15 protein-coding genes are annotated in these 14,286 nt (G+C 70.2%); 6 read left to right on the forward strand and 9 right to left on the reverse strand.

Annotated features, from left to right (window positions below; genetic code table 11):
* Positions 1-32 precede the first annotated feature (32 nt).
* On the forward strand, positions 33-617 hold the full coding sequence (locus tag FXO23_RS19350) for a TetR/AcrR family transcriptional regulator (protein WP_158886744.1): 585 nt from the start codon (positions 33-35) through the stop codon (positions 615-617).
* On the opposite strand, the gene FXO23_RS19355 is transcribed toward FXO23_RS19350, so the two are convergent.
* Together FXO23_RS19355 and FXO23_RS19360 are read right to left on the reverse strand one after the other, a co-directional pair.
* Complete coding sequence (locus FXO23_RS19355; protein WP_158886745.1) at positions 614-1,537, reverse strand: nitroreductase family protein; 924 nt, start codon at positions 1,535-1,537, stop codon at positions 614-616. The genes FXO23_RS19350 and FXO23_RS19355 overlap by 4 nt on opposite strands.
* Positions 1,538-1,645: 108 nt before the next feature.
* Entirely contained in the window at positions 1,646-2,059 is a 414-nt protein-coding gene (locus tag FXO23_RS19360; RefSeq protein WP_158886746.1) for a BON domain-containing protein, read from the reverse strand.
* Positions 2,060-2,568: 509 nt separating this feature from the next.
* Between FXO23_RS19360 and FXO23_RS19365 the strand changes: the two genes are divergently transcribed.
* Positions 2,569-3,594 carry a Fe(II)-2OG oxygenase family protein gene (locus FXO23_RS19365; protein WP_246257542.1) on the forward strand — a complete coding sequence of 342 codons (1,026 nt, stop codon included), beginning with the start codon at positions 2,569-2,571 and terminating at the stop codon, positions 3,592-3,594.
* Positions 3,595-3,600: 6 nt separating this feature from the next.
* On the opposite strand, the gene FXO23_RS19370 is transcribed toward FXO23_RS19365, so the two are convergent.
* The 5 genes from FXO23_RS19370 to FXO23_RS19390 all read right to left on the reverse strand — a co-directional run bounded on the left by FXO23_RS19370 (position 3,601) and on the right by FXO23_RS19390 (position 8,543).
* A complete protein-coding gene (locus FXO23_RS19370; protein WP_158886747.1) occupies positions 3,601-4,956 on the reverse strand; it encodes an esterase-like activity of phytase family protein in 1,356 nt (451 codons plus the stop codon).
* 61 nt (positions 4,957-5,017) lie between these two features.
* On the reverse strand, positions 5,018-5,872 hold the full coding sequence (locus FXO23_RS19375) for a 5-oxoprolinase subunit C family protein (protein ID WP_158886748.1): 855 nt from the start codon (positions 5,870-5,872) through the stop codon (positions 5,018-5,020).
* On the reverse strand, positions 5,869-6,477 hold the full coding sequence (gene pxpB, locus FXO23_RS19380) for a 5-oxoprolinase subunit PxpB (protein WP_158886749.1): 609 nt from the start codon (positions 6,475-6,477) through the stop codon (positions 5,869-5,871). Before pxpB ends, FXO23_RS19375 begins: the two co-directional genes overlap by 4 nt.
* On the reverse strand, positions 6,477-7,274 hold the full coding sequence (locus FXO23_RS19385; RefSeq protein WP_158886750.1) for a putative hydro-lyase: 798 nt from the start codon (positions 7,272-7,274) through the stop codon (positions 6,477-6,479). Before FXO23_RS19385 ends, pxpB begins: the two co-directional genes overlap by 1 nt.
* A 12-nt stretch (positions 7,275-7,286) precedes the next feature.
* Positions 7,287-8,543 carry an MFS transporter gene (locus FXO23_RS19390; RefSeq protein WP_158886751.1) on the reverse strand — a complete coding sequence of 419 codons (1,257 nt, stop codon included), beginning with the start codon at positions 8,541-8,543 and terminating at the stop codon, positions 7,287-7,289.
* 138 nt (positions 8,544-8,681) lie between these two features.
* Between FXO23_RS19390 and FXO23_RS19395 the strand changes: the two genes are divergently transcribed.
* Positions 8,682-9,386 (forward strand): GntR family transcriptional regulator, encoded by a 705-nt coding sequence (locus tag FXO23_RS19395; protein WP_246257543.1) that lies wholly within the window; start codon positions 8,682-8,684, stop codon positions 9,384-9,386.
* Between the two features lies 1 nt (position 9,387).
* Here FXO23_RS19395 and FXO23_RS19400 read toward each other — a convergent pair whose 3' ends face one another.
* Entirely contained in the window at positions 9,388-9,978 is a 591-nt protein-coding gene (locus FXO23_RS19400; protein WP_158886752.1) for a GGDEF domain-containing protein, read from the reverse strand.
* Positions 9,979-10,263: 285 nt separating this feature from the next.
* On the opposite strand from FXO23_RS19400, the gene FXO23_RS19405 reads away from it, so the two are divergent.
* Genes FXO23_RS19405 through FXO23_RS19415 form a run of 3 tightly spaced genes read left to right on the forward strand, consistent with a single transcriptional unit; the run spans position 10,264 to position 13,069 of the window.
* The gene (locus tag FXO23_RS19405; RefSeq protein WP_158886753.1) at positions 10,264-10,776 is read left to right on the forward strand and encodes a hypothetical protein; all 513 of its coding nucleotides are present in this window, start codon (positions 10,264-10,266) and stop codon (positions 10,774-10,776) included.
* A complete protein-coding gene (locus FXO23_RS19410; protein ID WP_158886754.1) occupies positions 10,773-11,903 on the forward strand; it encodes an MAB_1171c family putative transporter in 1,131 nt (376 codons plus the stop codon). The genes FXO23_RS19405 and FXO23_RS19410 overlap by 4 nt, the downstream gene beginning before the upstream one ends.
* Positions 11,900-13,069: an FAD-dependent oxidoreductase gene (locus FXO23_RS19415; RefSeq protein ID WP_158886755.1), complete on the forward strand. Its 1,170-nt coding sequence runs from the start codon at positions 11,900-11,902 to the stop codon at positions 13,067-13,069. Before FXO23_RS19410 ends, FXO23_RS19415 begins: the two co-directional genes overlap by 4 nt.
* Here the strand turns inward: FXO23_RS19415 and FXO23_RS19420 are convergent.
* The gene (locus tag FXO23_RS19420; protein ID WP_218952089.1) at positions 13,059-14,267 is read right to left on the reverse strand and encodes a YDG/SRA domain-containing protein; all 1,209 of its coding nucleotides are present in this window, start codon (positions 14,265-14,267) and stop codon (positions 13,059-13,061) included. The genes FXO23_RS19415 and FXO23_RS19420 overlap by 11 nt on opposite strands.
* Positions 14,268-14,286: the final 19 nt, after the last annotated feature.

The following is a 14,286-nucleotide window of genomic DNA, read 5'->3' on the forward strand; positions in this document are numbered from 1 at the left end:
CGTATCCCGATACGGTTCGATATCTTCATCCCATGGCCAGGAAACGCCTCACCCGCGAGGAAAGCCGGGCGCGGACCCGGGAACGCCTGCTCGAGGCGGCCGCTGAGCTGTTCGCCGAGCGCGGGGTGAACGGATCGTCCGTCGAGCAGATCGCCGAGCGCGCCGGGTACAGCCGGGGTGCGTTCTACGGGAACTTCGAGGACAAGCACGAACTGGTCGTGGCGCTGCTGGAAAGCCGGACGGCCCGCGAACTGGAGGAGGTCGCCGAGCTGCGGCGGGACACCGAATCGCTGGACGGGCTGCGGGAATGGAACAAAGCCCGCGCCGAACACCTCGAGGGCTGGCTGGCGCTGCGCCTGGAACTGCTGCTCTACGCGGTGCGCAACCCGGAGATCCGGCCGCGGCTCGCCGAACGCGAACTGTTCGCCCGCGCCGCCCACACCGCCGGGGTCGAACGCGCCTACGCCGCCCGGAACACGGTCCCGCCCGCGGATCCGGAATTCCTCGGGCTCATCGTGCACGCCCTGGAGGACGGCCTGCTGCTGCAGCGGATGCTCACCCCGGAGCGGATCGGCGCCGAGGTCGTGGTCGACGCGGCGGAAATCGTGCTGCGCTAGCCGACGCCGAAACGCACGGGGTTGCCGTTCCGGGTGACCTCGCCGACCGGGCGCCGCGCGGTCATCGGCGACGGGTAGCCGTAGCCGATCCGCAGCAGCGCGTGGATCTCGCCGTCGCGGCGGAACAGGTCGTCGAGCCCGGCGCGGGTCGTCGCCACCTCGAACGGCCGGGACACGAACGACACGGACAGCCCGATGTAGGTCGCGGTGAGCAGCACCCGCTGCATCGCCAGCCCCGCGCGCAGTTCGTACCGCGGCCCGCGGTCCCGGGTGATCAGCGCGGCCAGCAGCGGGTGCCGCGCGCCGGGCCGGTCCGGCAGGTGCTCGGTCCGGTGATAGTCGCGCAACGACCGGGCGTCACCGTCGAACCGCTCCAACTCGCCCGCGTAGCGGGTATCGGCCTCCTGCACCTGTTCGGCCCGGCGGACCAGGGACGTGAGCTCGTCGTACCGGGTCGACGCGCCCACGAACTCCAGCCGCACGTCGTCCATGAGCGCCGCGTTCACCAGCGGCGTCCGCGCGATCGGCGGCACCTCCCGCTCCAGGAACGGTCGGCGGTTCGTCCGCCGCTGGAAGATCGCGTTGCCCAGCTTCCGCTCCACCATCGTCGGCCCCTGGTCGACGCCGAGCTGGACCGCGGCCAGCAGATCGGGCCGGGTGGTGTCCGGCAGCAGGTTCACCACGGCCAGCTTTCCGTTCATCCGCAAGGCGATCCGCAGGTTGAACGCGGCGGCGGCGCACGCGAGGCGGGCCTGTTTCGCGTCCGGATCGGCGACGGCGAGCACCCGCTGGTGGTCGAGCAGCACACCGATCCGGTCACTGTCCACTTCGAACAGCCACGGCTGGGTGTTGTGCGGGGACGGCGCGCGCACGGCGGCCGCGAGCGCCTGGTCGATCGGGCTGGGGAGGGGGCGAGGCATATTTTCCAGGATTTCGGGCGGACGCGGCCGCGCGCTGGGGTCGCCGGTCCCGGCAGGCCGGGACCTTTGGCCCTTTGCCTGGGATTTTCCCCCCGCGGGGACGAGTTTTCAGGGGCGCAAATCGTCCCAGCCGTAGCGCAATCGGTTGCGAACTCCCGATGTTCCGATGACCTGGCCGGTGAGTTCCTCGGCGATGACCACGTCGCTGCGATAGGGCAGCCACCCGGTGAGCGTCACCACGCCGCCGGTGACGCCGATCCGCACTCCGGCGAGGTTCGCGCCCAGTGCCCGGAGGAAGACCTCCCGTTCGACCAACCGGCGGATCTCCTCGTCCGGGCGCAACAACCCGGCGAGCGGATCGTGCCGGGAAAGGGTTCCGACGCGCATTCCGCGAGCCGGCGCGCACCGGCGCCCGGCGCCCGGCGCCCGGACGTTGTGGTGGGTGAACAGCGCGGTGAGGTGTTGCAACGGTGTACGCACCGGGTGCAACGCGATGGCACCGGCCCCCAGGACGGTCCTCATGATCGGTTTCGCTCCCCACTCCCCCCGAAGTCGAGTTGCTCACCTACCACGCTATGCGACGAATTTACAACGCACTGGAGCCATTAGTCCCTTTGTTCCCGGGATTTCGGCCCGGGGCCGATCAGGTGGCGGCCGTCACGCACCGTCCACGCTGCTCGCGCGCCACTACTGCATGCCGGTGAACACGCCGCATCGCCCGCGCGACCGGCCTGAATCACGGAAATGACACGGCCAAACTTTCATAATCGCGGGTAAACTGGCCGGGCCGCACTTTCCCGGCACGGTCCGCGCCGCACTCCCACGGTTTCCCGATAGGCCATTCGTCCCATACCGCTGCGATATTCGGCCCATTCGGGGCTGGTATCCCACTGCTTTATGGGCAACCGGCGCCTGCCTTGCTAATCTTCTCGCCGACACGAGGATGACCAACGCGTTTTTTCGCATTCGCCGAAAACCCAATCCGCTGTTCTGGGAATTCTCCCGCGAACCTTCGAAGCCAGGGGAGCCGCATGACGGGGTTTCACCACCCGTTCGCCGGGCGGGGAATGCTCGGGGGGCGGGCCGCGCCGGTGAGCGCCCGGCCCGCCGCACCGGACGTCGTGCTGGGGCCGGACGAGGCGGCCGCGTTCGAGCGGATCGCTTGCGCGCTGTGCCTGGACCCCCGCGACCGGGTCGACGAACCGGCCTGGGTCGCCCGCGCCCGGTTCGCCTGGGAATCGCTTCCGGAGTCGCTGCGCCGGTCGGTGCGGCAGTTCCGGCGCAATTCGGGCTCCGGCGGGGTGCTCCTGCTGCACGGCCTCCCGATCGGCGAACCCGCGCTGCCGCCGACACCCGCGCTGCGGGATTCGGTGCAGCGCTCGGCCAGCGTGGCCGCGGCCGGGCTGCTGCTGATCGCGTGCGGGCTCGGCGATCCGATCGCCTTCTCCGGCGGCGATTCCGGCGCTCTGGTGCGGAACGTGGTGCCGGTGGCCGGCCGGGAAGAGGCCCAGGACGACGGCGGTTCGGTGCTCCGGTCGTTCCACACCGAGCACGCCTTCCACCCGCACCGGCCCGATTTCGTGCTCCTGCTCTGCCTGCGCGCGGACCACGAACGGGTCGCCGCGCTGCGCACCGCGTGTGCCCGGGAAACGCTGCCGCTGCTCGACGACGAGACCAAGGAAGCGCTCTTCACCCCGGATTTCGGGACCGAACCGCCGAGCTGGTTCGGCGGCGCGGGCGCCACGCACGCCGTGCTCAGCGGGGTGCCCGACGATCCCGGCCTGCGGGTCGACCTGGAAACCACCACGTCGGCCACCGCACGGGGCAAGGCCGCGCTCGTCGCGCTGGCCCACGCCTTCGACACCACCACGCGCACGGTCCGCCTCAACCCCGGCGATCTGGCCATTGTGGACAACCGGGTGACCGTGCTCGGCCGCAGCGCGTTCCACCCGCGCTACGACGGCCGGGACCGCTGGCTCCAGCGGGCACTGGTGGCCGCCGACCTCCGCCGCTCCCGCGACCACCGCCCCGGCGACGGATACGTGCTCACCCGCTGACCGCACTTAGCCGACAAAGTGCGAACCTGGGCGGAGCTTCGCGGTGTCGATCACCAGGAACTCGCCGTCGTCCTGGCGGCCGTCCGGTCGCGTTTTGGCGCGCAGGCCGAACGGCGGCGCGCCGGTGGTGACCCCGTCGATGCCGAAGTCGCTGTCGTTGCTGATCACCAGGGTCCGGCCGCCGTCCGGGGTGGCCACCCCCTCGATCTTGTCGTGCCCGAAGATCCGGCCCCGCGCGTCGAGTTTCGTCAGCAGGCCACCGAGGTCGAGCGAGAGCTCCTTGCGCACCGGCGTGATCCCGGCCTCGGCGAGATCGTCCCGGGCGGTCGCGGTGTCGTGCGCGCCCGCGTACGCCTCGATCGTCTCGTCGTCCTCGCCGACGAGCAGGCCGCCCTTGCCCGCGTCGTAGCCGGGCAGCTTCGACCCCGGGCCGACGTCGGTCGCACCCGCGAGGTTGATCTTGAAGAGTTTCTTGTAGGCGCCCGGTTGCGGGTCGCCGTCTCGTTCGTCGACCAGGAAGGTCGTCGCGGACAGCGCGGTGATCTCGCTGACCGCCGTGTCGTTGTCCTTCGGATCGTCCAGCAGGTACACGAACTCCCGGGTCGCGCGGGTGCGCAGGTCGTAGGTGACGATCCGGATCGGGGCCACGTGACCGGGTTTCTTGTCCAGATCCGGCTGTTTCAACGCCGACTGCATGATGCCGACCAGGGTGTTCCCGTCCGGCGTGACGGTGAGGCCCTCCATGCCCTTGTTCGGCGCCCGGTTCTTCAGTTCCGCCGGAAGCGATCCGTCGAACGGCGAGAGCCGCTCGATCGCCCGGCCGTCGGCGCCGAAACGCGTGATGAACGGGCCGTATTCGTCGGAAACCCAGAACGTGCCGTCGCGCAGGGCGACCAGGCCCTCGGGGTCGTACCCGTTCGGATCCGGCGCCAAGGCGTGGCCGTCGAGGTCGACGATGTGCTCGCCGGTCGTGGCCTGGCTGTTCAGCCGCCCGGAGTACGGCGTCCCGTCCGCGGCGCGCAGCGGGATCGTGCGCTGGAGCACGGCCTTCCCGCCGGTGAGCCGGAACCGCCCGATCGACGGGGTGAACCCGGGCAACGGCTCCACCTTCTGGTCCGGCTCCGGCCCGTCGACGTTCGGGCCGCGGTCGGTGAGCCCGTAGAACTCGTCCCGGGATCCGGGCACCGGGGCGAGCGCGGAACCGTAGCCCCCGCCGGTGATCCGCACCCCGCCGACCGTGGCCAGCGGCGGGAGTTCGGTCGGGAACACCCGCGCGGGTTCGTCCTTCCGCGCGTCCGCGATTCCGCCCGCCAGCAGGGAAAGCACCACCGCACCGGCCATGGCCGTCCGCATCCGCTTCATGCGCGCAGTCTCACCAGCGAAGGTGGACGAGCGCGATCCGCCAGGCGACGCGCCGGTGAACTCACACCGCGAACCGGACGCGCTGACCCGGGCGGACCTGCGCCGCCAGATCGAGATCGTCCTCCTCGACCACCGCCACCACCGGGTATCCGCCGGTGACCGGATGGTCGGCGAGGAACAGGATCGGCTGACCGGCGGGCGGCACCTGCAACGCGCCGGGCACGCACGCCTCGGGCGGCAGCTCGCCCGTGCGCCGCCGCCGCAGCCGCGGGCCGTCGAGCCGGATGCCGACCCGGTTGCTCTCCGCGGTGACCTCGTGCGGTGCGGACACCAGGGTGGCGAGGGCGTCGCCGGTGAACCAGTCCCGCCGCGGGCCCGGGGTCACGCGCAGGACCGGTTCGTCCGGAATGGACGGTCGCGGCGCGAGGTCGACGCCCGGATACGCGCGTGTGCGGTCGCCGATGGGCAGGGTCGTACCGGGGGACAACGCGGGCGGGCCGAGGTTCGCCAGCGTGTCGGTGGCGCGGGCCCGGAGCACCGGCGGGACGTCGATCCCGCCGCGCACCGCGAGATAGCTGCGCAAACCCCGCTCCGGCGCGGCGAGTTCGACCTCGTCGCCCGGGCGCACGGGAATCGGCGCGTCCGGCCACCCCGCGCGCCCGGCCACCCGGATCGCGCAGGCGGCGCCGGTGACCGCGACCACGGCGTGCCCGGTGAACCGGACGGCGAGCCCGCCCAGCGTCGCCTCCACGACGGCGTTGTCCTCCGGGTTGCCGACCAGCCGGTTCGCCAGGCGCAGGCTGCCCCGATCGGCCGCCCCGGACCGCCCGACGCCGAGGGCGGCGAGCCCGGGACGGCCGAGATCCTGGATCGTGGCGAACGGGCCGGGGCGGAGCACTTCGAGCTTGCCGGTCATCTCGGGACGAACCGGACCCGCGTCCCCGGGCCGAGCAGGTGCGGCGGGTCCCGGTCGACGTCCCAGACGGCCAGCTCGGTGTGGCCGATCAGCTGCCAGCCGCCGGGCGAGGCGTGCGGGTAGACCGCGGTGTACTCCCCGGCGACGGCGACCGCGCCGGCCGGGACGCGCACCCGCGGGGTCGCGCGGCGGGGCAGGTGCAGCACCGGGTCGAGGCCGGTGAGGTAGGCGAATCCGGGGGCGAACCCGCAGAAGGCCACCGTGTATTCGCGGCCCGCGTGCCGTTCGGCGATGTCGCTTGTGGACAGACCGGTCGCGGCGGCCACGTCGGCGAGGTCTTCGCCGTCGTAGCGCACCGGCACCTCGACCACGGGCCGCGCCCGCTCCGGTGCGGCCGCGATCGAGTGCCGCATCAGCTCACCGGTGAGCCGTTCGAAACTGGTCTGCCGCCGGTCGAACCGCACCAGCAGGGTGCGCGCGGCCGGGACCAGTTCGACGGCCCCCGCGGGCGGCCGTTCCGCCAGCGCCGCGTGCAGGCCCAGCACCTGCTCCGGCCGGTCCAGATCGACCAGCGCCGCACGGGAGCCGTAGCGCCGCACGCGCATCACCGGATCACCCGGTACTCGGCGTCGCGTTTGTCCGAGACGAACATGTGGCCGGGCGCGTGCGTGATCGCGAACGGCGGCCGCGAGGCCATCAGCGCCGCCTGCGGGGTGACCCCGCACGCCCAGAACACCGGCACGTCACCGGGTTCGGGCTCGACCGCGTCACCGAAATCGGGGCGGCCGAGATCCGCGATGCCCAGCGCCTTCGGATTGCCGAAGTGCACCGGGGCGCCGTGCACGGCCGGCATCGCGCCGCTGATCCGCACCGCGTGGTCGACCAGCCCGGCGGGGATGTACCGCATCGACACGACGAGCGGCCCGTGCAACCGGCCCGCCGGGACGCACTGCTTGTTGGTCACGTACATCGAGACGTTGCGGCCCTGTTCGACGTGCCGCAGCGGGATTCCCTCGGCGGCGAGCCCGGTCTCGAAGGTGAAGCTGCAGCCGATCGAGAAGGCGACCAGGTCCGGGCGCCAGTATTCGGCGGCGTCGCTGACCTCGGCGGCCAGCTCGCCGTCCCGCCAGATCCGGTAGCGGGGCAGATCCGTGCGCAGATCCGCGCCGGGCGCGAGTTTCGTCGACGGGTCACCGGGCGCGCTGACGTCCAGCACCGGGCAGGGCTTGGGATTGCGCTCGCAGAACGCCCGCACGTCACCGGCCCATTCCCAGGGCACGGCGATCAGGTTGGTCTGGGTGAACCCGGCGGCCCAGCCCGCGGTCGGGTTCACGGTGCCCGCGCGGAACAGCGCGCGAGCCTGCGACGGCGTGACGGTTGACGGATTTTCAAAGGTAGTCATCTGCATCTCCCCTCAAGCAAGTTCGCGCCCGCGAGTCTCGGGCAGTCCGAACAGGGCCAAGACCGCGATGCCGTACCCGGCGGCGCCGAACACCATGGCCCCGCCCGCGCCGAGCAGGCCGACCACCGTGGGGAACACCGCCCCCACCGCGCGGCCGAAGTTGTAGGTGAAGCCCTGGCCCGTGCCGCGCACGGCGGTCGGGTACAGCTCGGCGAGGAACGAACCGAATCCGCTGAAGATCGCCGACATGGAGAACCCGAGCGGGAACCCGAGCACCAGGACGAGCCCGTTGGCGCCGTGCGGAATCCCCGTGTAGGCCACGATCAGCCCGGCGGAGAGCACGGAGAACAGGATGAAGGTCTTCTTGCGCCCCAGCAGATCGGTGAGGTAGCCGCCGCTCACGTACCCGACGAACGCCCCGGTGATCAGGAAAGCCAGGTAACCGCCGGTGCCGACGACGCTCAGCCCGCGGGTGTCCTTGAGGAACTTCGGCAGCCAGGTGGCGAGCGTGTAGTAGCCGCCCTGCACGCCGGTCGCGAGCAGCGACGCGAAGAACGTGGTCGCCAGCAGGTCGCGGCGGAAGATCGCGAAGAACGAACCGCGGTCGTGGCTGCGTTCCCGGCGCTCGGTCGCGGTGTCGGCGTCGGTGACGTAGCGCCGGACCCAGAGCACCAGCAGGGCCGGGATCACGCCGGTCCAGAACAGGATCCGCCAGGCGAGATCCGGGCTCGCCACGTTGAAGACCACCGTGTAGACGATCACCGAGAGCCCCCAGCCGACCGCCCACGCGCTCTGCACGAAGGCGACGGTCCGGCCGCGGTAGCGGGCACTGGAGTACTCCGCGACGAGGATCGCGCCCGCCGCCCATTCGCCGCCGAAACCCAGCCCCTGCAACGCCCGGAAGACCAGCAGGGTCTCGAAGTTCGGGGCGAACCCGCAGAGCACGGTGAACACGGTGTAGGTGGCCACGGTGAGCTGCAGCGTCCGGACCCGGCCGATGCGGTCGGCGAGGATCCCGGCGACCGCGCCGCCGATGGCGGACACCACCAGCGTGACCGTGGTCAGCAACCCGGCCTCGCCGGTCGAGATGTGGAAGTAGGCGATGATCGCGCCCACTCCCAGCGGGAGCACCTGGAAGTCGTAGGAGTCCAGGCCGTAACCGCCGAACGCGCCGATGAAGGCCCGGCGGCCACGGGCCCCGAGGGTGCGGAACCAGGCGAACGGGCGGGCGTCGTCCGCGGTGGCCGGAGATGTCGATGTTGCGCTCATGTGAACCTCACTTGCGCTCATCAGACCTCAGAAGAGGTGCTGGCTCATCGTGGCATAGGCCACACCGTAGAGGATTGTTCAACAATCCCACAAGAGTCTGTTTGTATCGTTCTTCAAGGTGCGAGTAGGATCGTCGGCGTGATCACCTCGGACGAGGGTCAGGCCGGTCTGGAAGTCGATCGCGGGCTGCTCGGCCGCACGAGCACCGCGGAACGAGTCGCGGACGTGCTGCGCACGCGCATCACCGAGGGGTTCTTCCTGCCGGGGGTACGCCTGTCCGAGCACGACATCGGCAATGCCCTGGGGGTTTCGCGCAACACGCTGCGCGAGGCGTTCCGGCTGCTCACGCACGAGCGCCTGCTCGTCCACGAGCTCAACCGGGGCGTGTTCGTCCGGATGCTCGCCATCGAAGACGTGGTGGACCTCTACCGGGTGCGCAAGATCGTCGAATGCTCGGCGGTGCGCGCGGTCACCGAGCGCCCGGCCGGATTCGGCCGGGTGGCGCAGGCCGTCGAAGACGGGGCGCAGGCCCGGCGGCGGCAGCGGTGGCAGGACCTCGGCACCGCGAACATCCACTTCCACCAGGCGTTGGCGGCGCTGAGCGGCAGCCCGCGCGTGGACGAGTTGATGCGCGGGATCTTCGCCGAGCTACGGCTGGTGTTCCACGTGATGGCCGATCCCCGGCGCTTCCACGAGCGATACCTGGTGCGCAACCAGGAGATCGCCGAACGGCTCGACGTGGGCGACGGCCCCGGCGCGGAGAAGCTGCTCGCCACCTACCTCGACGACGCGGAACACCAGCTCGTCGAGGCGTACGCGAAGGGGACCGCCGCGGAAGCCTGAGTCAGCGGTCGCCGCCCGCGATCCGGTCACCGCCCGCGCGTTTCGCCCGCAGCAACGCCGAATCCGCGTCCCGGATCAGATCTATCAGGTCACCACCCGCCCCCGGCGCCCGCACCGCGAGGCCGATCGACGCGGTGAGCCCGGTGATCACCGCGGTCTGCCCGTCGACCGAGAGCGCGCTGACCACTGCCGACCGGATGCGCTCGCGGACCCGATCCGCGACCAGCAGCCCGCCGCGGCGTCCGGTGGCGGGCAGCAGCACCAGGAACTCGTCTCCCCCGTGGCCGCCGAACCGGCCGACCACGTCACCGTCGCGCACCGCGCCCTTCAGCGCCGCGGCGACCTCGCGCAGCACCGCGTCGCCGACCAGGTGGCCATGGGTGTCGTTCACGCCCTTGAATCGGTCCAGATCGAGCATGATCAGCGTCGTCGGCCGGTGGCCCAGATGCGCGAAGACCTTCGACGCCTGCTCGTCCCAGCCCCAGCGATCGAGCAGCCCGGTCAGCTTGTCGGTCGCCCAGTACCCCAGCGGCTGACCGCAACTACCGCAGCACAGGCCTTCTTCCACGGTCTGCACGGTGCCTGCGTGCATCGATGAACCTCCCCCGAACCGGCGAGATGTACTGATGTACACGCGTTAGCAAGGGGATCGGTGTACAGCAGTTGAGAGGGGACACGCCGAAGTCTAGGCTCGGTGAACACCTGTAATCAAACTCGCGAGTAGCTACTCACCCGATCAGGTGCCGACGCCAGATCCGGGCCACCCGAATGGGGTCGCACCGGCCCGGCGGCAAAGGGGTGACGCGCGGCCCGTGCCGCTGACGACATGCCGAAGCGTCTGCGAGGCTGAGTGCGGACCGGAGATGGAGGGCGACGGGTGCGGGACCGAGAGCTGCGCCGGCGGTGCCGCCGGCTGCTGAGGGAGCTGGCCATCGTTCCCCCGCTGGACGTTCGCGTGCTGTGCGAACGGGTCGGTCGCCGGCGGGGCAAGCCCATCCACCCGGTGGCCCGGCCGATTCCGGTGCCCGGGCCGTTCGGCGCCTGGATCAGCACCCGGGCCGCGGACTACATCCTGTACCAGCAGGAAACCAGCAAATCCCACCAGGACCACATCATCCTGCACGAACTCGGGCACATCCTGGCCGGGCATCCGAGCGATTCGCCCGGCGCGGACGTCGAACAGCTGTGCCCGGACTTCGGCCCGGACGCCGTGCGGCGGGCCCTGCGCCGCACGGCCTACGACACCGAGCAGGAACGGGAAGCCGAAACCGTCGCCACGATCATCCTGGAATGGGCGTCGGTGCTGGACCGGATCAGCCCGCGGCCGTCCGGCGAGGCCCCGGCGCAGCGAATGGAGGCAGCCCTCGCCGACCGGCTGGGGTGGCTGTGAACCCGCTGCTGGTGGCCTACGGCGTGGCGGCGTTCGCCGCCTTGGGGTGGATGGGTTTCCGCCTCGCGCGCACGCCGCGCAACCTTCCGCTGCGCGCGGTCACCGGGCTGATCGCGTGCTGGGCGATCGCGTTCCCGTTCGGCGTGGTGGCGGACAAGGGAAAGGTCGTCTTCGGCCTGCCGCCGATGATGTCCCGGTTGCTCCAGCACGGGCTGCTGCTGGTCGGGGTGAACTGCCTGGTCTGCTTCTTCCTGTTCTCGGCGCTGGACGCCCACCGGGCCCGGATCCGCGCGTGGTGGTTCGCGTTGCCGCTGGTGGTCGCGGAAATCGTGCTCGCGGTGGCCGCCGTGCTCACCCCCGATGGCGTGCGCACCAACGACCATTCGGTGCCCAGTGTGGCGGTTTTCTTCATCACCGCGGATCTCTACATGGCGTTCGGGTTCGCCGCCGCGTTCGTGTGGACCCGCCGGTACGCGCGGGGCGCCGAAGCCAGGCTCGCCCGGGGCCTGCGGATCGCGTCGATCGGGCTGGCCGCGATCGTGCTCGCCGACTGCGTTTTCGTGCCGCTGATCGTGCTGCGCTGGATCGGCGGGGCGGCCACCCCGGCCCTGGCCAAACCCGGTGGCGCCGCGGGCACGAACATCGGCGCGCTCGCGTCGATGTTCCTGTTGCTGCCGGGGATCGTGGTGTTCCTGATCGGCATCAGCTATCCGGCGGCGGTCATGCGCATCGCCGCCGTACGCGTGTGGTGGCAGCACCTGCGCGCCTACCACCACCTTGGTCCATTGTGGACCGCGTTGCACGAGCGGTTCCCGGAGGACGCGCTGAGCCGGGTGCCGGTGGCGCCGTGGCGGGACCTGCTGAGCCTGCGCGGGGTGCACCGGCGCTACTACCGCCGCGTCATCGAATGCCGCGACGGGCTGGTCCGGATCAGCCCGTATTTCGCGCAGCCGCCCGAGGATGACGCGACCACGGCCGACCGGCTCCGGCACGCGCTGCGCGCGCACGCCGCCGGCGAGCCCGTTTCGGCGCACGCCGTCCCGGTGGCGATCCCAACCGGCGAGGGACTCGATGCCGACGTGCACGAACTGGTGGCGCTTTCCCTCGCGCTGAAAGGAAACCCATGACGCACGCCCTGATCATCGGCGGCGGCATCGCCGGTCCGGTCACCGCGATGGCGTTGCACAAGGCCGGAATCTCCTCGGTGGTCTACGAGGCCTACCCCACCGGAGCCGACGACGTCGGCGCGTTCATGACGATCATGAACAACGGCCTGGACGCGCTCGACGCGATCGAGGCGCGGGAACCGGTGGTGGCCGCCGCGTTCCCGGCGAACACCGTGGAATTCTTCAGCGGCACCGGAAAACGCCTCGGCGATGTCCCGATCGGCGGCGATTCGGTCGCGGGCCCGCACACCATCAAACGGGCCACGCTGTACCGGGTCCTGCACGACGAGGCCACCCGCCGCGGCATCCCGGTGGAGCACGGGAAACGCCTGGTCGACGTCTCCGGCAAGGTGGCCCGGTTCGAAGACGGCAGCCAGGCCGAAGGCGACCTGGTGATCGGCGCGGACGGCATCCATTCGGCGACCCGGCCCCTGATCGACACCGCCAACCCGAAACCGGAGTTCAAAGGCGCCCGGGTCGTCTGCGGTTACGCACCGAACGCCCCGGTCGACCCGAAACCGGGCGCCTACCGGATGGTCTACGGCAAGCGGGTTTTCTTCGCGTACACGACCGCCCCCGACGGCGAAACCTGGTGGTTCACCAACCTCCCGGGCCCCGAACTGTCCAAAGCGGAACTCGCGGGCACCACCCCCGCCGAGTGGAAACGCCGCATCCGGGATCTGCTGTCCCGCGACCGAACCCCCGCCGCGGCGATCGTCGACGCCACCGGGGACGAAGTCGTCGCCAGCAACTCGTATGACCTGGCCACCACCCCCACCTGGCACGACGACACCAAAGTGATCATCGGCGACGCCGCCCACGTCGCCGCCCCCAACGCCGGCCACGGCGCCTCCATGGCCATGGAAGACGGCGTGACCCTCGCCCAATGCCTACGCGACCTCCCGACCATCCCGGCGGCCTTCGCCACCTACGACCACCTCCGCCGCCCCCGAGTCGAACGCGTCGTCGCCACCAGCGCTCGCATGGGCAACACGGCCACCCCAAGCCCCCTCAAACGCCTCCTCCGCGACGCCATCCTCCCCCGAAAACTCAAGAAGGGCCCCCGAAACACCGCCACCTGGCTGACCCACCACCACATCGACTGGGACGCCAAGATCACGAGCTAGGGTTGGCCTTGCCATATCGCGTGCGGTGATATTCGAGGTACTCGGTTCCCACGACGTGATGCGGGTGCGTGCGCAACTGCCCAGCGGGCTTTCCGTTGACCCTAAGGGAAAGGTCGTCGTCAATGGTCAACGCACCGTAGTCGAAAAGCACATGGCAATTGGGGCACAGACACAGGACGTTCGTCGGCTTGTCCGGCCCAAGATGCGGCCGACCGAGCGCACGGATGTGCGCACCTTCGGAGTAGGCGCGATCTCCGACGATCAACCGGTGTCCACATACTTGGCAGACGTGCCGGTGCAGACCTTTCACGTATTCCGCCACCTTGGTCGACCGAACAACCCGCTGCACGGTCGAAGCACGACGATCCGGCTTCTCATTTCCCGATGGTTCAGTCGAGCCATCCTTGTCCGCTGGTTCCTCGAGTTCTGGCGGCGCGACCAGCTCCGACTCGATCTTGACGAGGCGAAACCGGCAAACCTTGAAATCACGCAACCCGTCAGCCAGCCAAGTCTTTTCGACTCGGAACAAACCGTCGTACCGGTAGCCAACCTTCGGCGCGTAAGGAGACGGGCGCCTGGGATCGTGCCCGCGAACCACCCGTACCGGCTTTCCATCGATCATGCTGGTGCGCAGTCCCGCATTGCCCGGACTATCGAATGTCTGATCTTTTACCTGTCTACCCGAGTCATCGCGGCCGCCATGTCCCGTGTAGATGATGACCGATCCGTAGTCTTCGTCGTCTTCGTACTTGTTCGAAGCGACGATGGACTCGGCACCGTCCTGCCCATTGCCCACGATTTCCGCGATGAGCGCTCGGTGGACCTTGCGCTCGGCAGCCTCCTTTCGGCTGGCGAACGCAGTACCTTCGGGAACGCCTGGTATCTTACCGAAGAAGACCTTTTCGTCTGCCTTTGCGGACACCTTGGAATCACGGAACTCGAACCCCAACTCGTTGAGCTTCGCAACGACCGTCCGTTCGCCACCGCTGAACTCCGAAGCCCGCAACAGGCTCCCCGTGGCGTACTTGTGCGCGACGCCGACGAGTGCCTTCGAGTCGTACTCGCGTCCTGCATGTAGCACGAGGTACTGCCGCGCGCGGCCGAAGCCGTTCGTCTTGAGAAAACGCTCCCGGCCCAGGCGGTCGTATTCGGCCATCGCCTCAAGCACGGCTTCTCGGGTTACCTCCGCCAAGGTCACAGAACGTGACGTTAGGTCC

This window comes from Amycolatopsis anabasis (genome assembly GCF_009765355.1).
GTDB lineage: Bacteria > Actinomycetota > Actinomycetes > Mycobacteriales > Pseudonocardiaceae > Amycolatopsis > Amycolatopsis anabasis.